This window comes from Bacillus sp. FSL K6-0923 (assembly GCF_038630825.1).
Lineage (GTDB): Bacteria > Bacillota > Bacilli > Bacillales > Bacillaceae > Bacillus > Bacillus pumilus.
The window spans coordinates 466453-491593 of record NZ_CP152044.1; the positions used below are offsets into that span (position 1 = coordinate 466453).

General features: G+C 42.6%; 23 protein-coding genes. 18 read left to right on the plus strand and 5 right to left on the minus strand.

What is annotated here, in order from left to right:
- Positions 1–7 precede the first annotated feature (7 nt).
- From pxpB to MHI16_RS02260, 3 genes are read left to right on the plus strand one after another with little or no spacing between them, the layout of a single operon-like run.
- Positions 8–754 (plus strand): 5-oxoprolinase subunit PxpB, encoded by a 747-nt coding sequence (gene pxpB, locus MHI16_RS02250; protein ID WP_144463270.1) that lies wholly within the window; start codon positions 8–10, stop codon positions 752–754.
- On the plus strand, positions 751–1764 hold the full coding sequence (locus MHI16_RS02255; RefSeq protein WP_058015347.1) for a biotin-dependent carboxyltransferase family protein: 1014 nt from the start codon (positions 751–753) through the stop codon (positions 1762–1764). Before pxpB ends, MHI16_RS02255 begins: the two co-directional genes overlap by 4 nt.
- Positions 1765–1778: 14 nt before the next feature.
- Positions 1779–2540, plus strand: coding sequence for an IclR family transcriptional regulator (locus MHI16_RS02260; RefSeq protein WP_058015348.1), 762 nt, complete (start codon positions 1779–1781; stop codon positions 2538–2540).
- Positions 2541–2585: 45 nt separating this feature from the next.
- Here the strand turns inward: MHI16_RS02260 and MHI16_RS02265 are convergent, their stop codons facing one another.
- A complete protein-coding gene (locus MHI16_RS02265) occupies positions 2586–3221 on the minus strand; it encodes an FMN-dependent NADH-azoreductase (protein WP_003214444.1) in 636 nt (211 codons plus the stop codon).
- A 403-nt stretch (positions 3222–3624) separates the two neighbouring features.
- On the opposite strand from MHI16_RS02265, the gene MHI16_RS02270 reads away from it, so the two are divergent.
- The 3 genes from MHI16_RS02270 to MHI16_RS02280 all read left to right on the plus strand — a co-directional run bounded on the left by MHI16_RS02270 (position 3625) and on the right by MHI16_RS02280 (position 7647).
- Positions 3625–4257, plus strand: a complete 633-nt coding sequence (locus MHI16_RS02270) for a GDSL-type esterase/lipase family protein (RefSeq protein ID WP_058015349.1) — start codon at positions 3625–3627, stop codon at positions 4255–4257.
- 89 nt (positions 4258–4346) lie between these two features.
- A complete protein-coding gene (locus MHI16_RS02275) occupies positions 4347–5429 on the plus strand; it encodes a C45 family peptidase (protein ID WP_058015350.1) in 1083 nt (360 codons plus the stop codon).
- 130 nt (positions 5430–5559) lie between these two features.
- On the plus strand, positions 5560–7647 hold the full coding sequence (locus tag MHI16_RS02280; protein WP_058015351.1) for a BglG family transcription antiterminator: 2088 nt from the start codon (positions 5560–5562) through the stop codon (positions 7645–7647).
- Positions 7648–7664: 17 nt separating this feature from the next.
- Here the strand turns inward: MHI16_RS02280 and MHI16_RS02285 are convergent, their stop codons facing one another.
- Positions 7665–8276 carry a class I SAM-dependent methyltransferase gene (locus tag MHI16_RS02285; protein WP_058015352.1) on the minus strand — a complete coding sequence of 204 codons (612 nt, stop codon included), beginning with the start codon at positions 8274–8276 and terminating at the stop codon, positions 7665–7667.
- Positions 8277–8431: 155 nt separating this feature from the next.
- On the opposite strand from MHI16_RS02285, the gene MHI16_RS02290 reads away from it, so the two are divergent.
- From MHI16_RS02290 to MHI16_RS02300, 3 genes are all read left to right on the plus strand, one after another.
- Positions 8432–9301: an SDR family oxidoreductase gene (locus tag MHI16_RS02290; protein WP_058015353.1), complete on the plus strand. Its 870-nt coding sequence runs from the start codon at positions 8432–8434 to the stop codon at positions 9299–9301.
- Positions 9302–9591: 290 nt separating this feature from the next.
- Positions 9592–10014, plus strand: coding sequence for a pyridoxamine 5'-phosphate oxidase family protein (locus MHI16_RS02295; protein ID WP_061406786.1), 423 nt, complete (start codon positions 9592–9594; stop codon positions 10012–10014).
- A 399-nt stretch (positions 10015–10413) separates the two neighbouring features.
- Positions 10414–10680: a hypothetical protein gene (locus MHI16_RS02300; RefSeq protein WP_058015355.1), complete on the plus strand. Its 267-nt coding sequence runs from the start codon at positions 10414–10416 to the stop codon at positions 10678–10680.
- Between the two features lie 149 nt (positions 10681–10829).
- Here the strand turns inward: MHI16_RS02300 and MHI16_RS02305 are convergent, their stop codons facing one another.
- A complete protein-coding gene (locus tag MHI16_RS02305) occupies positions 10830–11048 on the minus strand; it encodes a hypothetical protein (protein ID WP_061406790.1) in 219 nt (72 codons plus the stop codon).
- Positions 11049–11208: 160 nt separating this feature from the next.
- On the opposite strand from MHI16_RS02305, the gene MHI16_RS02310 reads away from it, so the two are divergent.
- The gene (locus MHI16_RS02310) at positions 11209–13458 is read left to right on the plus strand and encodes a DUF3592 domain-containing protein (protein WP_244270773.1); all 2250 of its coding nucleotides are present in this window, start codon (positions 11209–11211) and stop codon (positions 13456–13458) included.
- A gap of 177 nt (positions 13459–13635) precedes the next feature.
- Here the strand turns inward: MHI16_RS02310 and MHI16_RS02315 are convergent, their stop codons facing one another.
- Positions 13636–13932 carry a DUF3817 domain-containing protein gene (locus MHI16_RS02315; protein WP_008347156.1) on the minus strand — a complete coding sequence of 99 codons (297 nt, stop codon included), beginning with the start codon at positions 13930–13932 and terminating at the stop codon, positions 13636–13638.
- Positions 13933–14068: 136 nt separating this feature from the next.
- Complete coding sequence (locus MHI16_RS02320) at positions 14069–14743, minus strand: GntR family transcriptional regulator (protein WP_058015358.1); 675 nt, start codon at positions 14741–14743, stop codon at positions 14069–14071.
- Between the two features lie 154 nt (positions 14744–14897).
- On the opposite strand from MHI16_RS02320, the gene MHI16_RS02325 reads away from it, so the two are divergent.
- The 8 genes from MHI16_RS02325 (at position 14898) to MHI16_RS02360 (ending at position 25138) form a co-directional block, all read left to right on the plus strand.
- The gene (locus tag MHI16_RS02325) at positions 14898–15725 is read left to right on the plus strand and encodes an AraC family transcriptional regulator (RefSeq protein ID WP_061410208.1); all 828 of its coding nucleotides are present in this window, start codon (positions 14898–14900) and stop codon (positions 15723–15725) included.
- The gene (locus MHI16_RS02330) at positions 15715–16647 is read left to right on the plus strand and encodes a DMT family transporter (protein WP_058015359.1); all 933 of its coding nucleotides are present in this window, start codon (positions 15715–15717) and stop codon (positions 16645–16647) included. Before MHI16_RS02325 ends, MHI16_RS02330 begins: the two co-directional genes overlap by 11 nt.
- Positions 16648–16745: 98 nt before the next feature.
- A complete protein-coding gene (locus MHI16_RS02335) occupies positions 16746–17801 on the plus strand; it encodes a tartrate dehydrogenase (protein WP_058015360.1) in 1056 nt (351 codons plus the stop codon).
- 72 nt (positions 17802–17873) lie between these two features.
- Positions 17874–20060, plus strand: a complete 2187-nt coding sequence (locus tag MHI16_RS02340; RefSeq protein ID WP_058015361.1) for a DNA topoisomerase III — start codon at positions 17874–17876, stop codon at positions 20058–20060.
- Positions 20061–20257: 197 nt separating this feature from the next.
- The gene (locus MHI16_RS02345; protein WP_058015362.1) at positions 20258–21340 is read left to right on the plus strand and encodes a glycosyl hydrolase family 8; all 1083 of its coding nucleotides are present in this window, start codon (positions 20258–20260) and stop codon (positions 21338–21340) included.
- Positions 21321–22172 (plus strand): GGDEF domain-containing protein, encoded by an 852-nt coding sequence (locus MHI16_RS02350; RefSeq protein ID WP_061406796.1) that lies wholly within the window; start codon positions 21321–21323, stop codon positions 22170–22172. Before MHI16_RS02345 ends, MHI16_RS02350 begins: the two co-directional genes overlap by 20 nt.
- On the plus strand, positions 22162–23877 hold the full coding sequence (locus MHI16_RS02355; RefSeq protein ID WP_061406798.1) for a DUF2334 domain-containing protein: 1716 nt from the start codon (positions 22162–22164) through the stop codon (positions 23875–23877). The genes MHI16_RS02350 and MHI16_RS02355 overlap by 11 nt, the downstream gene beginning before the upstream one ends.
- Positions 23870–25138: a glycosyltransferase gene (locus MHI16_RS02360; protein ID WP_058015365.1), complete on the plus strand. Its 1269-nt coding sequence runs from the start codon at positions 23870–23872 to the stop codon at positions 25136–25138. Before MHI16_RS02355 ends, MHI16_RS02360 begins: the two co-directional genes overlap by 8 nt.
- The last annotated feature ends 3 nt before the right edge of the window (positions 25139–25141 follow it).

Below are 25141 nucleotides of genomic sequence, written 5' to 3' on the forward strand. Positions count from 1 at the left end.
TCCTCAAGTGGCATTTTCAACGATAAAAGATTCTTTCACCTTCCACCCGCTAGGAGATGCAGCGATCGTGATTCAAGCAGGAACAGACATATGTGAAGAAATTCATGAACGTGTTGTGCAGTTGTTTTCATGTATTGAACAGCATCCATTTGACGGATATGTGGAAGCTGTTCAAGCCTTTACAAACGTGACTGTTTTTTACGAGCCGTATACCGTTTATCAATCGGCGCATCTTCAGCAACTAGACTTATCCCCCTATGAATGGGTGAAAAGCTATATTGAAACACTCCTTGAAGAGAAATGGCAGGAGGGGGATCAGATTCAGCGCCGCACCATCGACATACCGGTCTGCTATGGGGGAGAGCTTGGCCCTGATTTAGAAGAAGTCGCCCGGATCAATCGTTTAACACCAGAGGAAGTCGTGCGTATTCACACTGGCGGAACGTATCTTGTCTATATGATTGGATTTGCACCAGGATTTCCGTTTTTAGGCGGGCTGTCTGAAAGGATCGCATCCCCGCGAAGGGAAACACCGAGAATGTCCATTCCAAAAGGATCTGTCGGCATTGCGGGAAAGCAGACCGGCGTATACCCGATTTCCACACCTGGCGGCTGGCAGCTCATCGGACAAACCCCGCTGCCACTCTTTCGTCCAGACGAAAAAGTCCCAAGTCTATTAAGAGCAGGAGACGAGGTCAGATTTGTCCAAATGTCTGAAAAGGAATTTTTCAGCATGAAGGAGGCAGAACGTTGAGTATCCATGTCATCAAGCCAGGAATGTTCACAACCATTCAAGATAAAGGACGGAAAGGCTATCAAAAGTATGGCGTCTTAACGAGCGGCGGCATGGACACGCTCTCACTTAGAATTGCCAACATTCTCACAGGCAACGAGGAAAACGAAGCCGTACTGGAAATCACATTAATGGGGCCGGGCCCTGTGCTGACGTGTCAAAAGGATGAGCTTATTGCAGTGACTGGCGCTGATGTGGAGATCGATATTGATGGAGAGCCAGCCCCTTTATGGAAACCACTCTTTGTTCGATCAGGAAGCACGATCACCTTTGGTCCTTGCAAGAGGGGGTGCCGCTCTTACATTGCTGTGGCAGGTGGATTCGATGTGGAGCCGGTCATGGAGAGCAAAAGCACCTATGTGAGAGCAGGAATCGGTGGACTGAACGGACGTCCGCTTGAAAAAGGAGACGTCCTGTCCGTTGGAAAGCCTTCAATCGTAGCGGATCGATTGTCTGATAGACTCAAAAGCAATCTAAAACAGGCGGCGTACAGCGCACCCGATTGGACTGTAAGTCATACGCATTTTTTACCGCTGCGGAAATCGCCCGTGATTCGGGTGCTGTCAGGGAGACACCTTTCTTTTTTTCAAGAATCATCTCAAAGCACCTTTTTTGAGCAGCCTTATCAAATCACGCCTCAATCAGATCGTATGGGCTGCCGTTTGAAGGGGGAGCCGGTTCATTTAAAAGAAAAGCTTGAATTGATTTCAGAGGCGGTTGCCTTTGGTTCTATTCAAATTCCTCCTGACGGTCAGCCGATTATTCTGCTGGCAGATCGGCAAACAACAGGCGGATACCCGCGGATTGGAGAAGTTGCGACGGTCGACCTGCCGCTCATTGCTCAAGCGATGCCTGGGGCGAATTTGTATTTTAAGCGAATCGACCATCAGGATGCAGAGCAGGCGCTATTTAAGCAAGAAGCAGAACTGAAGGAGCTGGCTGCCAGAATCAAGCTGGAAGCCTTCGTTTAGAAAAGAGGATGCACATGCAAAACACAAATAAAACCGTCGTGAAATCAATGGAGATTTTGCGGCTGTTTATCACACGTGACCAATTAACATTGAATGAAATGATCGAGCTCTCCGGCATGCCGAAAACGTCTGTGCACCGCATGGCGAGCTCGTTAACCGATATGGGGTTATTAGAAAAGCAAGATTCAGGCGTTTATCGGTTAGGTCTGATGTTTCTAGAATACGGTCAGCTTGTGGCGGACCGCCTTGATATTCGGAGAATTGCAAGACCATTTATGGAAGGCTTGCGGGATGAAGTGGGAGAAGCTGTACAACTCATCGTTCGTGAAGGAGACGAAGCCATTTACGTTGATAAAATTGAAGGGACGCAGCCTGTTCGTCTCTACACCGCCGTCGGCAGGCGCTCTCCTTTATATGCGGGTGCTTGTGCAAGAAGTATTCTCTCCTTTTTGCCAGAGAACGAGAGACTTGCCTATATCGATTCGATTGAGCTAGGAAAAATCGGAATCGGGACCATTACAGATAAAGAGGTTCTTCGAAACATACTGGAAGAATCAAATGAACGGGGCTATACGTTAAGTTATTCGGAGCTTGAAAACTATACAGCTGCGGTTGGAGCTCCTATATTCAATCACCTTGGAGAAGTCACAGCAGGTATTAGCATTGCAGGGTTTGAAGCAGGATATCAAAAGGAACGTCTTCCATACTTAATTGAACAAGTCAAAAAAGCCGCGAGCGGTATCTCCAGAGAATTAGGCTTTCATCTAGATAAATAAAAAGCCAATGACCGTTAAGATCATTGGCTTTTCGTGTTCAGTTAATTAGAAAGTTTTACCTAAAGCTTTTGCACGTTCGATCGCATCTGCTTTAATTTGCTCTGCTTTCGCAGGTTCAGCATTGTGACCTTCAACGATAAGACCTTCGAAAGAAGGAATTCCGAAGAAGCTCGCAATTGTACCAAGGTAACGGTGGCCTGCTTCAAGTTCAGCAGCAGGACCTTCAGTGTAGTATCCGCCACGTGCTTGGATGTGTAGAGCTTTTTTGTCTGTTAATAATCCAACAGGACCTTGCTCAGTGTATTTGAATGTTTTACCAGCTACAGCAACAGAGTCGATGTATGCTTTAAGAACTGGTGGGAATGAGAAGTTCCAAAGTGGTGAAACAAATACATATTTGTCAGCAGAAACGAATTGATCGCTTAATTCGTTTAGGCGAGCAACTTTCGCTTGCTCTTCAGCTGAAAGTGTATCGAAGCCAGCACCTGATTGCAGCTTGCCCCAGCCAGCGAATACATCTGCATCAATGTGAGGGATGTTTTCTTTGTACAAGTCGATATGTACAACCTCGTCACTTGGGTTTGCTTCCTTATAAGATTCGATAAATGCTTTAGCAGTAGCCATACTGTAAGAAACTGTTTCATCATGCGGATGTGCAGTGATGTATAAAACTTTTGCCATGTTCATTCAATCCTTTCTGTTTCAGTGATTTTTTTAGCGTATCCCAAAGATACACTGAATATGTGGCATCTTTAATCATATTGGAATGCTATGAAAAAGATGTAACAAGCACAGTTACATAAAAACTGATATTTTTATTGTAATCACAATGTAGTTTGAAGTCAAGGTATAAAGTCTCGAAATCAAGATAAAAAGTTTGTAAATTTTTCTGGAACGCATGCAGGTGCAAACTTCATGATCTAAACCTATTCTTATTGAACAAAAAATCAGCCGATCTCGCAAGTGAAGAGTTTGTAAAGACGTCTCATGAAAAAAAGATGAATGTCTCTAAGTCATCTGCTACAAGCATCTGTTCTCCGATTTCGTATATATAAGAGAAGGCAGGAGAGAGTGAGGGATAAGAGTGGGACGATCCTATGTTGCGATTGGAGATTCCTTAACAGTTGGAGTGGGGGCACGTTTATTTGGCGGAGGCTTCGCAGAGCGGTATCAGTGGATGCTTGAAAAAAAGACACATACACCAGTCGAGCTGTCTGTATTTGCAAAGTCAGGGTTAACGACGGATCAGATTTTACAGCTGTTCAAACGATCTGATGTAAGACGTGCTATTGCAGCAGCTGACATCATCACTATCACAGGTTGTGGGAATGACCTTGTTCAAGCGATTCAGCAGTATGAAAAGGGTGAAGATGAAAAGAAACTGCTGCAAGCGACACTGCATTGCCAAGTAAATTTCAACAAAATGATTCAAGAAATCGCTCAGATCAAAAAGGGACAGAAGCAGGCCTATTGCATATATCTCATGAATTTATATAATCCTTTTCCGCAAATACCAATAGCCGGGCGGTGGCTTCAGCAATACAATCATCAGCTTCGCTCGCTTGCTGCAAATCCACATGTAGAGGTCGTGGATGTGTACCGGGCGTTTGAAGGACATGAACATGAGTACTTATCGATTGATCAATTTCATCCAAATCATAAAGGATATGAAGCAATGGCAAAAACATTGTTTCAACAATCCTGCAAACAGCTGTAATCCATTGGGATTGCAGTTTTTTTCATCCTTTTAAATGAAGGAGTGTTTCGATATGATAAAAGAAACGAAGGTGAAAGAGGTGTTCAGGCATGGAGGAAATCAGTGCATATTTTCAAGAAATGACAGGAACCGCTTATGAAGTGGGAAAGCAGCAGGCTGTCTGGATGAAGAAGAAGCAAGGGCTACAGACACAATACATTCGAACAGAACCGCTTGAAAAAGAGGCTGTGAAAGAAACGAAGCAGCTGATGCGCCCATATCTTCCCCAGTTAGAAGAAGAGATTGCTGGATTTTGTGATGAACTGCAATTGGATGAGCGTTATTTGACCTTTTACTATTCATCTCATCTAAAGCCAGGCTGTTCCCACTGTGTGAGGCAGGGAAATATGGGGGCAGGTCAAGAAACGATCATGCTGCGAAACTATGATTTTTCCCCGATATTTGATGATATGCGTCTTGTGACGACACATGTGGAGGGCTTGGCATATCATACAGGCTCGTCGCTGCTCTTGTTTGGCAGATCTGATGGGATGAATGAGCATGGTCTTTCTGTCACATTCTCTGCATGTGGTCCGCCGGTTGGAAATGAACCAGGTTTAAAGCCTCCGGCAGTTGCCGGCTTGCAAGTGTATCATGTGATACGGTCTGTTCTGGAAACCTGTAGAACGGTTGAGGAAGCCATTTTCTCTATTCAGGAAATGCCTGTTGCCTCTAATGTTCACCTTATGCTTGCCGATCGAAAAGGAGAAGCGGCTGTGATTGAAATCATTGATGGCCTGAAAATAGTGAGAAGACCGGAGGCAGGTTATATTGCAGCCACAAACCATCCGCTTGCTGATCAAACGGCAAAAGGAATGACGAAACATCATTCTGTTGTCAGATACGACATGTTACTGGAGGCTTTAGAACAACGACGATCAAGTGATTCTCTTACTAAGCTGTTTCAGACAGAATATCCTGATGGTCTAGCTGTGCACAATTATGAGGAGCTGTTTGGAACAATGCGAACCGTCATCTTTCGCCCGGAAGAAGGAACGATGGATTATTGCTTTGGCTCTCCAGTATACAATCCGACGTATTCTTTAAAAGCTGGGGGTTCACTGCCTTTTCATGAACAGAAGGTTCAATTTCATCAAAAGGATTATGGACCGTCATTTTGGAGAAATGTATGATCAGACGTTGTATTTAATTTTGTCACAGCTGATGTGCCAAAGTCAGATCAACTTAAGATTGCATCGTTTGTTGAAAGCGTTTTATATTAAGGTGTGACAATAGACCTATTTTTGCAGAGGGAGGCATTTCATGTACATAACGGCACGAGAACAGAAGATCATCAAATACATCATTCAGCAAAATCGTTATGTCACCATTCGTGAGATAGCCGATTCTGTTCAGGTGAGTACAAGAACGATTCATAGAGAACTAAAATCGATTAAACCCATATTAAAGAATTATGACCTTTCACTAGATAAACAGCCGGGGAAAGGCTTGAAGGCAGTCGGTGAACAGGAGGATAAACAGCGGCTTCTTGCTCATATGTCAAATGAGGATCAAATTGAATATAGCTCTGACGAACGGAAGCTCTTAATCCTATGTGCGCTGCTTGAAGCAAAGGAACCGGTGAAATTATATACACTCGCTGCCGATTTGCAGGTCACAAATGCGACCATCAGCTATGACTTAGATGAACTGACGGAGTGGATCGCGCCTTACGGTTTGCAGCTGATCCGAAAACGCGGGTATGGCATTGAATTAAAAGGACCGGAGGAAGCGAAACGAAAGATTGTCGGCAACCTCATTGTCGACCGGCTCGATATTCAATTATTTTTAGAAACAATTGAAATGAATATCAAGCATCGAACGAAAGCGACGGAAAAGGTGTTTGGCGTTGTCAGCAGAGGGCAGCTGCTTAAGGTAGAAAGACTGCTCTTTCATTTAAAAAATAGACTGTCACTCTCTTTATCTGATAGCGCCTATATTGCGCTTGTCGTTCACTTAACCTATGCCATTGAACGGATTCAGCTTGGCGAAACCATTCGCATGGAAGAGGAAGAGCTACTTGAACTAAAGCGGACGAAAGAATTTGAATCATCACTGCGAATCGCAAGAGCGCTTGAACGCATGTTTAATGTCGAGATCCCAGAAGCGGAAGTTGGATATATGACCATCCATCTGCGCAGTGCAAACCGCAGCTTTGGGGCAGAATACCGTATTGATGAAATCGAGCTGGATATCGCAATTAGAACGAAGAAGCTCATTGATTTTATTTCAAATAAAACCGGCTACCATTTAAATGAGAATGATTCATTGTATGAGGGACTCGTGTCTCATCTCGAACCTGCCATGAACCGTTTAAAGGAAAAGATGAGAATCTATAATCCACTTACACAACAAATTAAAAAGGACTACTTTTTGCTTTTCATGGCAATTGAAGAAGGAGTCGAGCGTTTCTTTCCAGAGATCGAATTTCCAGAGGATGAAATCGCCTTTATTGTGCTTCACTTTGGTTCAGTGCTTGAAATCAAAAAAGAAGAAACGAACATTCATGCATTGGTCGTGTGCTCAAGCGGCATCGGTTCGTCGAAAATGCTCGCATCTCGTTTAAAAAAAGAATTGCCGGAGATCGCCGAATTTGATCTGTCTTCCTTGATGGAACTAAAAGAAATCGATGCATCAAGCTATGACATGATTGTCTCGACCGTCCCTATCCCATATGAGCATATCGATTACATCATGGTCAGTCCGCTCTTAAACGAGGATGATGCTATGCGTGTGAAGGCTCATATTAAACGAAAGATTCCTTATATGATCGAGAAAAAAAGGATGAAAGAAGCTGCCAAAGAACCGGTACAAGAATCTGTTAATATGATGGCGGTTGCAGAGCAGGTGACGAATTACATGTCTGTTATTCGCAGCATCCTGTCCCATTTTACCATCGAAAATAGAAAGGCAATGCCGCAGCATGAGGCAACAATCAGGCGGCTGCTTCGTCAGCTTGAAGATGAAGGGTTTATCACACATGCGGATGAGGTAGCAAGCGGTTTACTAGAACGTGAACAGCAAGGCGGTTTAGGAATTCCAGGTACAGAATTTGCTCTTTTTCATTTAAAGCATGCATTCATCAAGGAACCAATCTTTCATATGTATGATCTTGATCAGGCATACGAGGTGAAAAGCATGGACGGCGGGCAGCAGCAGATGTCACGAATGCTCATGATGCTGGCGCCGCAAGAGCTAGGCAAGGAAGGGTCAGAAATGTTTAGTCTGATCAGTTCATCTATCATTGAAAGTGAGGAAAGCATGACGCTTTATGGTCATGGATCAAAGGAAGACATTGAACAGAAATTGCATCAGCTGTTCTATCAATTTGTAAAAGAAGCAAAATGGTAAGAAAAAAAGCCGAGAGCTTATTCGTTTCTCGGCTTTTTGGCTGTGACACAGACAGCAAGCGTTGGACGAATTTCCTCATACTCAACAGAAAAATGGTCAAACCCTGCAAACTGTAGATCATTCAATATATGTTCACCCATCTCTTTTGTCCGGCTCGCATCAGCACCTTTTTCTCTTGGCTGCATCACAATGACGAGCTTTCCGCCGGGTTTCAACGTGTGATAAAGGTTGAGCAGGCCAGTCTTTGGATCATCCCAAATCGTAAAGTTGTTCACAGACAGCACTTTGTCATACTGCTCTCCCGGCAAACGTGTTTTCTCAATTTTTCCTACATACAGTCGGACTTGTTTGTCCTTTGACCGTTTGCTGACGCGGGACTGTGCTTGCTCCTGCATGGTCGAGGAAGCATCTAGCCCATCTATATGAAGATCTTTATAATGCTTAAGCATATGCTTGATGCTGTAGCCGGGCCCATAGCCGATTTCCAAAATGTTTTCACCATCTGTCAGATCTAAGTGCTGGATCGCCCACTGATTCAACGCTTTATTTTCTTTTGCCATAATGAAGCCTGCGATGCTTCCGAGCCAGCCTTTTGGTTTGCTAAAGGTTTTCGAAATGGTTGACAGCATTTGAGAACGCTCCTTTTTATTGATCATGTAACCGATTTTATCCATCTTGAAACATGCCGATTTTCAAAACGCATCTGTGCCGCATAGGGATGTTTGAGTGAAAAAATGAGGTGGTAATGAAAGGATACATCAACAAATCAAGGAGGAGCTTACTCATGGATTTACGTGAATATTTAACAAATGGCATTCCGCGCCAAACGCAGAATCAGCAGCCAGGCAGTGAAAGGGAAATGAACCCTGCGCCGATCTTTGAGGATGAATCATATCAAGGGTCTGGCAAGCTTAAAGGGAAAGTTGCATTGATTACAGGCGGAGATAGTGGAATTGGACGTGCTGTATCTGTTGCCTATGCAAAAGAAGGGGCACACGTCGCCATTGTGTACTTAAATGAACATGAGGATGCAAAGGATACGCAAAAGCGCGTAGAACAGGAAGGCGTCAAATGTTTAACGATTGCAGGAGATGTCGGTGACGAAGCATTTTGCGAGAAAGCGGTAGAAAAAACAGTTGAAGCCTTTGGGCAATTAGATATTTTAGTGAATAATGCGGCTGAACAGCACCCGAAAGAACGGATTCAGGATATTTCTAGTGAACAGCTTCACCAAACCTTTAGAACCAACTTCTATTCTTATTTTTATTTTACGAAGAAAGCACTGGATTACTTAAAACCAGGAAGTTCAATTATTAATACAACTTCCATTAACCCATATCGAGGCAACAAAGTGCTGATTGATTATACGGCGACAAAAGGGGCCATCAACGGCTTTACGCGTTCTATGGCACAGTCGCTTGTGAAAGATGGAATTCGGGTGAACGGTGTAGCGCCAGGTCCAATTTGGACGCCGCTTATTCCATCTACATTTGATGAGGATAGTGTGGAAAGCTTCGGGGCAGAAACCCCAATGGGAAGACCAGGACAGCCTGTAGAGCATGTTGGCTGCTATGTACTGCTTGCTTCTGACGAATCGTCTTATATGACAGGACAAACACTACACGTCAACGGCGGTTCCTTTATGAATACATGATCAATAGCGCACCGCCCACCTGATTGGGCGGTGTCTTTAGTATTTCTTGCGATTCTTCTGCACAGATGAGACAGACCATACGATAATGCCCACAACAACTGCCGCAATGACAAGTGAACTTAAATGGAACATCGTTTCATGATGCATGTTCAACTTCTCCCTTCATTGAGCCTGTTTTCTATAGCATCAGCCAGAAGATCTCTTTTTATGAAAAACACATTTCTTTGTTTAATGAATGGATTGTCGTGGAAACCTAAGAGTACGGATGAAATTTGAAGGAGTGAAACGATATGTCACAAGAAGAATTAAAACAAAAGGTACTCAACCTATTAGATGAACAAAAGGTCGGAACACTGGCGACCGTTGAACAGGATAAGCCGCATACCCGCTACATGACTTTTTTCCATGAGGGACTGACATTATATACACCAACAAGCAAAGAAACACATAAAGCAGATGAAATTGAAAAAAATTCGAATGTCCATATTCTCATTGGTTATTCAGGTGAAGGATTCGGTGACACATATGCAGAAATCGAAGGCACTGCCACATTAACCGACGATCCAGAACTAATCGACCGCCTTTGGTCTGAGGAAATGGAGAAATGGTTTAAAGGAAAAGATGATCCGAACCTAGTGATTCTGAAGATTGATCCAACCTCCATTCGTTACATGAATGAAGGAAGCCGTACACCAGCAGAATTATCACTTTAACACTTGCGTAAGCTGGGGGAACGTGTTATAATTTGATATTAAGTGTTGAAATAAGCAAATAAATAAAGAAAGTAAACTTTCTTTTTTCTATGACATAATGAGAAGCAATAGAGCTTCTACTAGATAAGAACGAGACGCTGTCAAAGCGAGCAAACTTATTCTTTTCCTTCTGCACCCGCCCCCTATAAAAGCGGAAGAGTGGAAAAAAGACGTTTTGATTTACAATTCACACTGGCACGGCTTCGGAGCCGTAAGGACGAATGAGAGGTAGGGCTTTCGTTGTCTTGTTATCCAGAACTTCCATGGCGTTTACTTTCAAACGTAGGTTCATTCGGAACACATATGACACACTGATATGATCGAATCTTAATTCATACACTCCATAACGGAGATTAAACATTGATTATTTATTTGCATGAAAAGAGTAAAGAAAAGGCTGCCATCTATTTGGCAGCCTTTTTCATTGGGTCAAACAATAGGAACCCGAAACCAACAAGCCCAATAAAAGGGAAAATGAAGGTAGAAACCAAACGCATAGCGTCCGCTTCAAAAGGCTTCGACATCAAAAATAGGCCAATGATCGCACAGGTGATAACAGTGAACAAGGCGGGCTTCATGATCACTCACTTCGGCCTTTCTTCTGATATTGCCAAATCCTCCGAATAAAGAAGAACATCACCGCAAACAAAATAGAAAAGATGAACATGTCTAGGAGTGTCACGCCTTTATTTGGGTGCACGATGCCAAACCAAACCCATTGCAGAACAAAAGAGATAGCAAAATAACTGATGGATTCTTTCATCATTTTCCCCTTTTCACTTATTTTTTTGACCTTTAAGCCACATCAGCCAAATGATGAAGGAAGCAATCACACATGAGAGCAAAGTGACAGGCGGCAAGGTGTGCCAGCTAGTCAGCCCCTTTACAAAACACATATAAAAAAAGAAAATGGAAATGGATACAAGCACCCATTGCTTGAACCAACGAGGAACACGCAGCCAAGCCGCTAGAATGATCAATGATAGCTTATCCATTGAGATAACATCCTTTTTTCGAATCTGATTGGATTTTATCGCAAACAACCAAGTTTGTAAAATATGGATTTGGAAAGTTGGAATGGTATTCTTCTAGCATGAAACATTCTCGCTGCACTAACGTACAAGATAAAGGAACCTCATGAAAGGAAGCGATCAAGTGAAAAGAATACCAGTGATTTTCCTCAGGTATATTGTCTTCTTTATTCCAGCAATCATTCTTAGTGTCTTGGTGTGGAACCATTACCAAGATGATTTGTCAGCAGGGAAAGCAACGCAATATGACATCAAACAAATATTTACATTTGATGAAGGGAAACGAGTGGTGAGTGCTGTATCAAAAGACCAGCAGCTCCATTTTGGAATGTATGATCCTCAATCAGGAAAAAGAATCAGTGAATGGACCACGGAAAGCGATACGTTTAATGAAATGCTGCCATCCATTCAAGGGAACAACCTCTTACTTGCTTTAAAAAATAAAGAGGGGCAGCTGTTGATCGAGAAACTAACGCCGAGCGGGGAAAAGAAAGAGCTCGTTAAGCAAAATCTACAGATACCCTCGTTTTTAAAAACGAATACATATCAATGGAATGGACGGCTTGTGTTTACAGGGGAAATGGAAGGTACCGCTGCGGTCCTTGGTGAGCTAAAGAATGGTCAGTTTCATGTGCACAATCTCAACGAGCTAAAACTGCCAGCAAGACCTGTTTCCATCGATGTCGTCATGAATTCCTTTAGAGGGCAGACGCCTATTCCTATATTTGAATTGACTTTGAAAAATGATCAGAAGGCGTATGTCAGCGGAGTCTCAAACGATAAGAACCAGCTTGGGGTGTATGTCACCAAAAACGCTGAACCGTTTAGCCTCATTGAAGATAAAGTGGAGAAGCAGCTGGAAAAAACGATCGGAACATCCCAAAACTTCGCAGTCGCTGTCGAATCTAACTATCCAAAAAGACCAAGGAAAGTGAATGCAGAGGGAAGGCTTGGAGAAGTCGTCCCAACACCAAAACCGATTTATCAAACCTTTATCTACCAGCTTAATGAAGAAGAAGTTCTTCTTGCAGGCTCTACAGCAAAGGACGAAGCAAAAGGCAAGCTGACTGGTTATATTTATAACCATCGCACGAATAAGACAACGTCTGTCACCAAGCTTTTTCAGTCGTTTTCATATGAAACTTTACAAAGAGAAGGACTCTCTTTCAATAAAAATGTGAAAAGCGATTGGATCTATTATTCATTCGAAAATCAATTAACGGGTGCATTTGAGACGAAAAGCAAACAGCTAAAGGAATTTCCTTTGCAAAAAGTCATCTCAATCGAAAACGCAAGTCCTGCTCACCAAACGTCTGTTGACACCTTTATGCAATATGTCATGAAAGGCGGACCGCTCATTCTCAACTGGGCGATTTGGCTGTTTATTCCACTGCTGTTATTTGTGCTAGCCATCTTCCTGCCGCCGATTTTGAGACTGGTGAGAAAGAATAAGATCAAGGACAGTGTCACATTAGAAGCCAATATTGTATCTGTCAAAGAAACGGGTACCTACATCAACGAACAGCCGCTTGTCAAAATGCAGCTGCAATTTCAATATGATGGGGAAAACATCGAGAAGACGGTTAAAACGGTTGTATCCTATACGCAGATACCGCAGCCGGGTCAGCGTATTCCCGTTCTTTACAATCCGAAGAAGAAAAAGGCGATGCTCTTAAAAGAGGGGGACTTCTCAAAGACAAGTGAGCCAAAGTTTATCAAAGGTGCTGTTTTAAGAGATATAGAATCATATGGAACCGTAGGACGAGGCACTGTCTTATCGCTTACATTTGAAGCAGATCAGAAAAGGTATACCATTCCGATGATTCAAGCCGCTGGTTTTGAATTTAGAACAGGAGAGAAAGCCGATCTCGTCGACATCAGCGGTCAGTTGAAAATGGCAGCCTATGGCCATGAAGTGCGAAATCGATCGGGGAAAGACGTAACATTAACAGGAACCATCCAGCGGGTGAAGCAATATCCAGTCACGATTCATGGTCAGAAGCCGATCATGCTGGATGTGACGGTTTCTAGCGGGAATCAGTCCATCACAAAAACGGTCAGTCAATTCATCCCTGATCATATGGAGGTCGCGCCAGGAACTCAAATCACGATGCAGACAAAACAAGAAGAGCTGGATAAAGAAATCAGCCTCATGCAAGAGAAACAAGGAAGTGCAAAAGTGACCCATGTCGCATTTGCTGGTGTCATCGGCAACCAGCCGCTAGCGATCATTCAGATTGAGAGAGATGGCATCATGTATGAAGTGAAACAGCCAATCGATCCAATCACTAGCGTACTGCCGGGTGATGAATTATGGGTGGCATATCACGAAATGACGCGTCAAGCAGCCATTGTGAAATATGCATCGATTTAAAAAATACTTCAGTGTGTAGACAAACCCTCGCATTCGGTGTCAGTCCTGCGTGCTGGTGCTCACGAATGTCAAATTCGCTCCGCAAAAGTAGCCGTCCTTCCTAGGGCTGCAAAGGTTTTCTATCACGCTGAAAAGGAGAAAAAGGGCTAAAACGAATGTCGTTTTAGCCCTTTTTGATTAAGCTTTTGTATCATACTGGCGGAGCACCTTATCATAGGCGAAGTTGCCGAAAGGAATGAAAGCCGCAAAAAAACCAGCGATCGACCATTTCAAATGCCAGCGAACTTTAAAGGTCACATATGCCAAAATAAGCATATAGATGACAAACAATGCGCCATGAAGAGAGCCTACAATGGTGACTGCCATCGGAATATCCGCAAAATATTTCAGAGGCATGGCAATTAAAAGAAGGGTCAAAAGAGACATACCCTCAATAAAACCCGCCTGTCGAAGACGGCTAATACTTGTATGCATATACAAATCCTCCTGTATAAAAGCTAGTTTCTCATCTTCTAATATAAACGAAAGATCGTCGGGACATGCTGAAATCTACGAAAAATTCAAAATATGTTCATGTAATGCTTAAAAAATGGGAAAAAGGAAAAATCACTTAATCCTTGTTTGTTTCAGAGAGTACTTGCTTTAAGTGCATCACATCATGTAACAAATGATCCGTCATCGCTTGAACGGCTTCTGTGGAGCGGCGCTCTTTCATTTCAGAATAAATGGCAGCATGCTCTGTTTGAATCGTCTCAGCGCGCGCCCCGCCGCTAAAATGAAAGATACGGCAAAAATGAATGAGTGCATTCACATGATTCAATTGTTTATATAAGCGGTGATTGTGGCTCGCTAGAATGATTTTTTGATGAAAGGCTTCATGTAGCTGAACGATGTCTTTAGATGGCAGCTGCTGTTTGATTGCTTCGTCTGCCTGCGTGAGGACCTGCTCAATTTCATCCAGCTCTCTTGGCGTGGCCTCTTTGCATGCAAGCTCTACAGCAAGTGTTTCTAGGGCGATCCGAATTTGATAAAGCTCCTCGACATCTTTTTCCGTTAACGTATAAACAGAGTAGCCCGACCGATGGTCAGCGATCAAGAGCTCATCTTTTTCTAAAAGCCTCATCGCCTCTCTCACCGGTGATCGGCTTACACCAAATTGTTTGGCAAGCTGTGTTTCATTGATGCGTTCGCCTGGCTGAAACTGTCCATCAAAAATCATTTGCTTCAGCTGTTCATAAAATTGCATATGGTATGGTGCTGGTCTTTCCATCTCGAATGAATTCATCCTGTCCTTCCCTCATTTACACATCATCTTTTGTCTCATGTTATCCAAGTTTTTCCCTCTAGGCAAGCCTACATCGGAAAAGTCAATATCGTACAATGCAAGAGAAAAAGGGTGTGCTACACTAATGATCAGTTCAATGAAAGAGGGGATCGACATGAAAACACAAGAAGAACGAACGGTACATTTTGATCAGGACTTGCAAATAGAGGCGTATCGCTTTCATGGCATCATGCAAAAGTTCCCGAATCATTTTCATACATACTATGTGATTGGATTTATTGAAGATGGTCAAAGACGTTTGATTTGCCAAAATGAAGAATACATCATTGAAAAGGGAGACATCCTTCTTTTTAATCCATATGACAATCACGCATGCGAGCAGATGGATCACAGGACATTAGATTATCGCTGTTTAAATATAGAAGCAGATGTAATAGAGAAGATATTTCAGTACAAACCACATTTTAAAGCCCCTGTGTTTTCACAAAGTGAACTGACAAAGTCATTATATGATCTTCATCAAATGATTACAGAAGAAGCCCCAGCTTTGAATAAACAGGAAACGTTTTATTTCTTTATGAAGCAGCTGATTGAAGCCTACGCTGATACATCAGAGGAAAAAGCATCAGCAGCGCATGCTGCCGAACAGAAAGTCCAAGACGTACAGCAATATATTGAAACACACCTTACGGAAAATATATCGTTAGACGACTTAGGAGAGCTAGTGTCCATGAACAAATACTCTCTTCTGCGAGCTTTTACAAAGTACAGAGGGATCACACCGTATCGTTATTTACAGACAGTGAGAGTGAATTATGCGAAGGAGCTTCTCTCACGAGGAGTGAAGCCTGTAGATGCGGCAGTCTCCGCCGGTTTTTCTGATCAAAGTCATTTGAGTCATTTTTTTTCAGAATTTATTGGGCTCACACCAGGGCAATATCAGTACATTTTTGCAAAGCAGGTAACAGCAGATGAAAAATAACCAGCTTCTTGGTCATCTAGCGGCCATATTCACCATTTTTCTATGGGGATCGACCTTTATCTCAACCAAAATATTGTTAACGGCTTTTTCACCAACAGAAATATTATTTTTCCGGTTTTTTATTGGATATCTCGCTCTGATGTTGATCTATCCGATCACCATGAAGGTGCAACGTAAAAAGCATGAAGCGATGTTTGCGCTCGCAGGGTTATGTGGTGTGGTCTTATACTATTTTTTAGAAAATGTCGCACTCACCTATACGTTCGCTTCGAATGCAGGTGTCATCAGCTCAGTTGTACCATTCTTCTCATTTTTATTGGCTTATTTTTTATTGAAAGATGAGCCTTTGCATCGCCGGTTTTTTATAGGCTTTTTCATCGCGATGACAGGAATTGTACTGATTAGCTTTAATGGAATGACGACGTTCCAATTGAATCCAATCGGTGATGCGCTAGCATTAACGGCGACCATTGTCTGGGCCTTCTATTCTATTTTATCGAAAATCATTAACCAATATGGATACCATATCATTCAAGTGACGAGACGTGTCTTTTTTTACGGCTTGCTCTGGATGCTTCCCCTAATTTGGCATTTTAAGATTCGTATAGACTGGGAGCGATTGACGACGCCGTCGTTTGCCTTTCACTTATTGTTTTTAGGCCTGTTCGCATCTGCCATTTGTTTTCTCACATGGAGCTTTTCAGTGAAAACGCTCGGTGTGGTGAAAGCGAGTGTGTATATTTATGGCGTTCCTATTATTACGATGGTTATTTCAATGATCGTTCTTCATGAGAGATTGACCCTCATGTCAGCACTCGGAACGGCACTGACCTTAGGCGGACTGCTGCTTTCAGATAAAAAAGGTGCGAGGGGGAAGAAGGAGAAACCCTCGTTGCTTTTGCAGGATAAACAGGCGCTTTGATTAAAAAAGCGCCTTTATCCATTGAAAGAACTTGTACTCTCTAGTAAACTCAAATTTAAACGGTCGACGGTCGACCGGCAATAAAGGGGGAGAAATGAATGAAGCATGTTTCAATTGCGGCGATACCAGGTGACGGGGTTGGGAAGGAAGTTGTACCTGAAGCGATACGAGTTCTGAAAGCGGTATCAGAAGTACATGGCGGTCTGTCTTTTACCTTTCAGGATTTTCCGTGGAGCTGTGAATATTATTTAGAGCATGGCGAGATGCTGCCAAAGGATGGATTACATCAATTGAAAGCCTTTGACAGCATTTTCTTAGGGGCTGTCGGAGATGCCAATTTAGTGCCGGATCACGTATCACTTTGGGGACTGCTTATTAAGATTAGGCGGGAATTTGAGCAAGTGATAAACGTCAGACCTGCAAAACAGCTGAGCGGCATTCGCTCACCGCTTGCTCAGCCAAAGGATTTCGATCTTCTAGTTGTCAGAGAAAACGGTGAAGGTGAATATAGTGAAATTGGAGGCCGTATTTATCAAGGAGAAGATCAGCTTGCTGTTCAAAATGCAGTGTTCTCAAGAAAAGGGACAGAGCGTGCGATGCGTTTTGCCTTTCAATTAGCAGAAAAAAGGCGAAAGCATGTGACGAGTGCAACGAAATCGAATGGGATCTTTCATACCATGCCTTTTTGGGATGAAGTGTTTCAAGACGTAGCAAAGGATTATCCAGAGGTGACAGCAGACTCACAGCACATTGACGCGCTCTCAGCCTTCTTTGTAACAAGACCAGAAAAATTCGATGTGATTGTTGCCAGTAATTTGTTTGGTGATATTTTGACAGACCTTGGGGCAGCCATTATGGGAAGTATTGGCGTAGCGCCTGCCGCCAACATCAATGTAAATGGCAAATACCCATCCATGTTTGAACCTGTACACGGCTCAGCTCCAGACATTGCTGGAAAAGGAATTGCCAACCCGATTGGTCAAATCTGGACCGCTAAATTGATGCTGGATCATTTCGGAGAGGAAGAACTGGGCACCCATCTACTCGAAACCATCGAATCAGTCACAGCAGATGGCTTTTTAACAGCAGACATCGGCGGCGCCTATCAAACGCAAGAAGTCACGAATGAAATCATCAAACGATTGAAGAAATAATCCGTCATTAGAACCGCATCTTCACGTCTGCTATAATAAAAGGATGGATAGAAGAAAGAGATGTGAAATCTAGTGTCAAAAACAGTTGTATTAGCAGAGAAACCTTCGGTTGGACGTGATCTTGCACGTGTGCTGAAGTGTCATAAAAAAGGAAATGGCTTTTTAGAAGGAGATCAATACATTGTGACATGGGCGCTTGGCCATTTGGTCACACTGGCTGATCCTGAAGGCTACGGAAAAGAGTTTCAATCCTGGCGTTTAGAGGATTTACCCATCATTCCCGAACCGCTTAAGCTTGTGGTGATGAAAAAGACAGGCAAACAATTCCAAGCAGTGAAAGCGCAGCTTGCGAGAAAAGATGTCAAAGACATTGTCATCGCAACAGATGCTGGACGTGAAGGGGAGCTTGTCGCACGATGGATTCTTGAAAAAGCGCATGTGAAAAAGCCTTTGAAACGACTATGGATCTCATCTGTTACGGACAAAGCCATTCAAGAAGGCTTCAAACGTTTAAAAGACGGTAAAGAATATGATAACTTGTATCGCTCAGCCGTTGCACGCGCAGAGGCAGACTGGATTGTCGGCATCAACGCAACAAGAGCGCTGACAACGAAGTTCAATGCACAGCTTTCCTGCGGACGGGTGCAAACACCAACGATCGCCATGATCGCCAAACGAGAAGAAGACATTCAACAATTTCAGCCAAAGCCGTTCTATGGATTGACTGCACAAGTAGATGGACTGACTTTGACATGGCAGGATGCCAAAACAAAGCAAAACCGTACATTCCAAGAGAGTGTGATCAAAGAGCGCTTGGCAGCCTGCGAAGGAAAACCAGCAGTGGTTGATGCGTTGAAAAAAACAGCGAAAAAAGCTTTCGCGCCGGGACTGTACGATCTGACTGAATTGCAGCGTGATGCACATAAACGCTATGGCTTCTCAGCCAAAGAAACATTATCTACGCTTCAGCGATTGTATGAGCAGCATAAGCTTGTCACATATCCACGTACAGATTCACGATTTATTTCAGCGGATATCGTTCCTACATTAAAAGATCGTTTAAAAGGAATGAACGTCAGACCGTACACGCAGCATGTGAACCGGATTTTACAATCAGGTGTGAAAGCGCACAAAGGCTTCGTCAATGATGCCAAAGTGTCAGATCACCATGCGATTATTCCAACCGAGGAAGAGCTGTACCCAGGAGTATTAAGCGATAAAGAGCGTAAATTATATGACCTCATTGCCAAACGATTCCTTGCTGTACTCATGAATCCTTTTGAGTATGAGGAAACAACGGTGATCACCAAAATAGGCAGTGAAACGTTCACAGCAAAAGGGAAAACCGTGCAAGCTGCTGGCTGGAAAGCCGTGTACGATGATTCATATGAAGAAGAGGAATCAGCCGAGGCAGATCAACATTTGCCGCTGCTTTCAGAAGGACAGTCACTAGACGTACGACAGCTGAAAGAAACAAGAGGAGAAACGAAGCCTCCTGCACGTTTTAATGAAGCGACCCTATTATCTGCTATGGAAAACCCAGCGGCATTTATGCAGAACGAGGAAAAGGACTTAGTGAAAACCCTTGGTGAAACAGGTGGTCTAGGGACAGTAGCAACAAGAGCGGATATTATTGAAAAGCTGTTCAATAGCTTCTTAATCGAGAAAAAGGGCAAAGACATTTTTATCACATCAAAAGGGAAGCAGCTGCTCTCGTTAGTGCCTGAAGACCTAAAGTCACCTGCATTAACAGCGGAATGGGAACAAAAGCTTTCTAAAATCGCCAAAGGGCAATTGAAAGCTTCTCAATTCATGAGTGAAATGAAATCGTATGCCAAACAAGCCGTATCTGAAATCAAACAGACGAACCAAACCTTTAAGCATGACAATGTCACTGGCACCCATTGTCCAGACTGCGGTAAACTCATGCTGAAAGTGAATGGAAAACATGGCACGATGCTCGTCTGTCAGGACCGAGAATGCGGCCATCGTAAAAATGTGGCAAAGAAAACAAATGCACGCTGCCCGAACTGTCATAAAAAGCTCGAACTGCGCGGAGAAGGTGATGGTAAAATCTTTGCTTGTGTATGCGGCCATAGAGAAAAGCTGTCTGTCTTCGAAAAACGCAAATCTCAATCCAATCAAAAGAAAGCCAGTAAGCACGATGTGTCTAAATATATGAAGAAACAAAAGAAAGTGGAAGAACCAATTAATAACGCACTAGCTGAACAATTAAAGAAATTAAAATTAGATCAATAGTTCTATAAAAACCCATGCGGAAACGCATGGGTTTTTCAGTATTATCAAGTATATTGACATGCTGTTTTTCTGAAAATGGGAATGAATATGCGAAAAGACTCGTAATTTGGTATAAAATATTTATTTAAATTTAAGCAAAAACGCTCTATAATAAATCGTTAGATGTTTAGAGAACGGTGAGTTGAAAGGGGACACGAATGCATACACGCATATATCGTACAGCAATTGTTTTAGTCATTGTCATTCTACTAGGCGGATGTACCTGGAGGCAGCAGAAAGAATCAGCTGATCCAGTATCACCACAGCCCGTTTTACCTGGTGAATATTTTATCACTCACCACTTAATGACAGATCAAGGGTTGATTCGTACCTCCTTTGCAGAGGAGCATATTTACTTATCTGAATCACTTGGGCTTTGGATGGATTATCTTGTTCGAAAAAAAGATCAAAATTTATTTGACCAACAGTTGGATGTTCTACAAGATCAATTTTTACTAGACCATCGTCTTCTCAGCTGGCAAATTGAATCTGAACAAAAAAGTAAGGCTAATGCTTTAGTTGATGATTTACGTGTAGTGACGGCACTTCAAAAGGCAAATCGTTTGTGGAAAAAGTCAGCGTATCAAACGACAGCAAAAGAAATCGCTCAAGCGTTAAAAGAAAAAAACATGTTCAAAGGCATATTGTCCGATTATTATGATGCATCAACAAATCGAACTTCGCACACAATCACTCTCTCTTATATAGACCCAAAAGCAATCAAAGAATTGGAATCCCTCCACATATTCACGAAACAAATGACCAGTAACCAATTAGCCATTCTAAAACAAGCACCGAGAAAAAAAGGATTCTTTCCTAAGTCCTATGACATAAAGAAAAAAACCTATTCATTCGATCAAGAAATTAATATGATCGATCAACTTTATACAGCTTTACATGCATACCATGCAAAGGTGAATACGTCCGCGATCATGAAATGGCTGAAAACGTCGTTTAAACAAGAAGGAAAACTGTACGGGAGATATAAGCTGAGCACATTGCAGCCATCTGTCACATATGAATCGCCTTCGGTATATGCACTCGTCATTTTGTATGCCCTTAAACAAAACGAGCTGAAATTCGCAAAGACGGTCTATCACCGTATGAAAGAATTACAAACCCAAGATCCTCTAAAGCCTTATTACGGAGGGTACATGAACGAAAAAGAGACTCACTCGTTTGATAACTTATTGCCTCTAATTGCAGAAAGGGAGCTTTTAAATGAATCGGTTGTTCAGTAACACGTATCGCTTGTACTATTCTCTGCTCCTCACGTTTGCAGGCCTTATTTTGTTTATGGGCTACCTCAACGTACAAGATGCGGAGAGCTTTATGATCATCGCACTGACATTTGTCGTGTTAGGCTGCGGTATTTTATTTGGTATCCTACCAGCATTAATCTTCACCTTGCTGATTTTGTTCTTTATAGGAAGCGCCATGTTCTTTACAGAGCTTGGTCATGAAAATGCTCTTTTTTCAAATCAAACATTGCAAGATGTAGTGATTTGGGGCGTAGCACTTCTTTTTTTCGCCGTTTCAGCGGGGAGCTTGCATGAACGGATCAATACGCTGCGTCACACCATTGAACAACAAAAGCAGGCCATCAAACAATTTGTGGCGATTGACTCGACAACAGGATTTGACAATGCTGAGCGGATGAAGCTCGAATTATCCGAGGAAATGAAACGGGCAGAACGGTACAAACAGCCATTTGTCTTTATCCTTCTTCATATGAATTACACAGCGGAATTCAAATCGTTATATGGAGAAAAAGAAATGCAACACCTATTTCAGCAATTAAGTCTCAAGATCCGCGAAAGCGTAAGAGAAACCGATAAGAAATTTCGGCTATCTGAAGAACGAATAGGCTTGCTGCTAACTCATACACCAGAAGAAAATGTGTCAGTTGTTCTTGAAAAGCTAAAGGTTAAACTGCAAACACATGTCCTATTAAATGGTCGTGAAGTGATCTTGACATTTCATGTCTGTCATTTAACAAGCAGCTCGGATTATCGTTCGCCAGAGCAGTTTTTAGAAGAACTAGAAAAAGAGATGATGATGAATGAACTTTAATTCTTTGATGAAATGTTGTTTGATGATCACGCTTTTTTCGATTCTTTCGTTTAAACACATTGCTTCAGCCGATGCGCTTGTCACGCAGCCAAATACACTGATCGTTTATTCTACACCATCGGGGGAAGTGACTCCGGCCGTTCATATGCTGGATCTACTCGCCGGTCATTTTTCAAAACAGACGACGATTGTATCTGATGAATATTTGGCTGAAAAGAGGGTTAATGAATTTCAGCAAATCATTTATCTTGGTGAAATAAAGAGAACCTTGTCAAAACAAACGATTCGTGCGATGAACGAATCACAGCAATTCATCGCCATTGGATACAATGCGGAACAGCTTCGCCCATTCTCTAAGCTTACTTTTCAGAAACAAGATCATATCAGTCAAGTGAAACATACACATGATCAGACATATCGTCAGTTAGAGAGAAGTATCAATGTGTTAACGGTTCGAGGGGCAGACTTGAAAAATGAATTTCTAGTGAAGAAACGTCAATCTGATCAACCATTTGTGACTCAAACAAAAGAAGGTGCGGCATATATCGGTATCTTAGATGTTGTGCAGCACAACGAGCTTCTTGCAGAAGTGCTAGAAAAATACATGCCATCTTCTGTGCAAATGACGACAAAATACTTAATGCTCGGGAACATCAGTCCAGCAAGTGACGAGAAAAAGCTGCTTGAACTTGGACAATACGTATCCGCACAGCATATTCCTTATCAGATTGCAGTGACCCCTGCTTGGATAAATCGGGCAACAGGTGATGAAGTCACACTGAGTGACCGCCCGAAACTTGTGAGTGTTTTAAAACAATTGCAAGAAAATGGAGCGAGTATTATTCTTCATGGCTTTAGCCGTACGTATCGAACGGAGGAATCTGGTCAGGGATTTGAGTTCTGGGATGCAAAATATGATCAGCCCATCACGACAAATGAACCCAAAAATGCTGAGAAGAAACAAAGTAAAAGCCAATTCCCAAATGAAAAAGACTTTTATACGTATACCAAATCGTATCAGCAGCAAGAAATCGCCTATACAGAAGAAAAACTGACAAAGGGCATTGAGCTTCTTGCTAGTCAAGGCTTATATCCTCTTGGGTTCGAGGTGCCGCATGATGCGATATCTCAACAAGGGTATGAAGTGATTTCAAAGCATGTGTCCAGTCTATTTGGACAGGTGCAGCTGTCAGACCGCACTTGGAAATCAGTCGGTGCATCCCCGCTCGTGACGTCTCCTGCCATGTTACACGGCATGACCTTATATCCTCAGCGGCAATTTGAGCAAGCGTCTGACCAAAAAAGTTCAAATGTTTTAACAGAACAGACGATTCAATCCGTGCAGCATCTGCAATCAGCCGCAATGGGGCTGTCCTATGACGTGGAGTTGGGGATAGCAGGGTTACAGGATGTAATCACACAGATGGAGGCAATCCCTTCTAGCGATTGGCTGGATATAAAGAAAACAAAACAGACGGTCCAAACTGCACATGTCAAAATTCAAACATCCGGGAATGGACATATTCAAGTAGAGCAATCCAACATCGCCGAAACAAAAACTGTCAAACGAAGTGGTATGGAAAATGTGCTGAGAATTCTCACGGTCGTGGTCATGCTGTTTATTGCGGCATTTGCTTTATACACATTGTATTTAAGACTGACAATGAAAAAACGAATTTTTAAGGAGAGAAAATTAGGTGGCTGATGTCTTATTTTATCTTTCATTAATGCTTATTTGGATCATGCTCCTATACCACATGTTTCTTATGCAGGGCGGCTTTCAGCATTACCTGACCTATGAAAAAGTGCTGCCTAAATGGACGAAACAAGGGAAGGATCTGCCGACAGTTAGTATTCTGATTCCTGCTCATAATGAAGAGGTCGTCATTCGGCAGACATTAAAAGCGATGGTTCAGCTATCTTATCCTAAACACCTCCTTGAAATCATTGTGATTAATGACAATTCCTCTGATCGCACAGGAGAGATTGTGCAATCATTTAGTGAGCAATATGATCATGTTCATATGATTGAAACGAAGCCGCCATTTGCAGGGAAAGGGAAATCCACTGCACTGAATGAAGGCTTGAAGGCTTCAACAGGAGAAGTGATTTGCGTATACGATGCAGATAACATGCCTGAACCAAAGGCTGTCTATCATTTGGTTCTTGGATTATTAAATGACGCAAAAGCAGGCGCTGTTGTCGGGAAATTCAGAGTGATCAATGCAGCCAAAAATTTGCTGACCAAATTTATTAATATTGAGACCATCTGTTTTCAATGGATGGCGCAGGGCGGGAGATGGAAATGGTTTGGGATTGCGACAATACCAGGTACCAACTTCGCCATCCGCCGGCACATTTTAGAAGAGCTCGGCGGGTGGGATGTCCAAGCTTTGGCCGAGGACACCGAATTAACGATCCGTGTGTATAACCTTGGCTATGTGATTCGATTTTTCCCAGCTGCGATCACATGGGAGCAAGAGCCTGAGACATGGAAGGTCTGGTGGCGGCAAAGAACGCGCTGGGCTAGAGGGAATCAATATGTTGTTCTTAAATTTTTAAGACAGTTTATGAAGCTGAAACGAAAGCGAATGATTTTTGATTTGTTTTATTTCTTCTTTACGTATTTCTTATTTTTCTTCGGTGTTCTGCTCTCAAATGGCATCTTTATTGTAAACCTATTTGTTGACCTTCACTTATCTGTAGGGGCTGTCGCACTGATCCTTTGGGGATTAGCCTTCTTCCTCTTTCTAACAGAAGTGATGATTACATTAAGTATTGAGAAAACAGAGCTCACTAAACAAAATATTCTCATAGTGGTTCTCATGTACTTCACTTATTCTCAAGTATGGATTGCGCTTGTCGTGTACTCCTTATGTGTAGAGGTGAAGAGCCGATTATTGAAACAAGAAGTGAAATGGTACAAAACAGAGCGTTACGATCAACAACAAAAGAAAAGCGGGTGACAA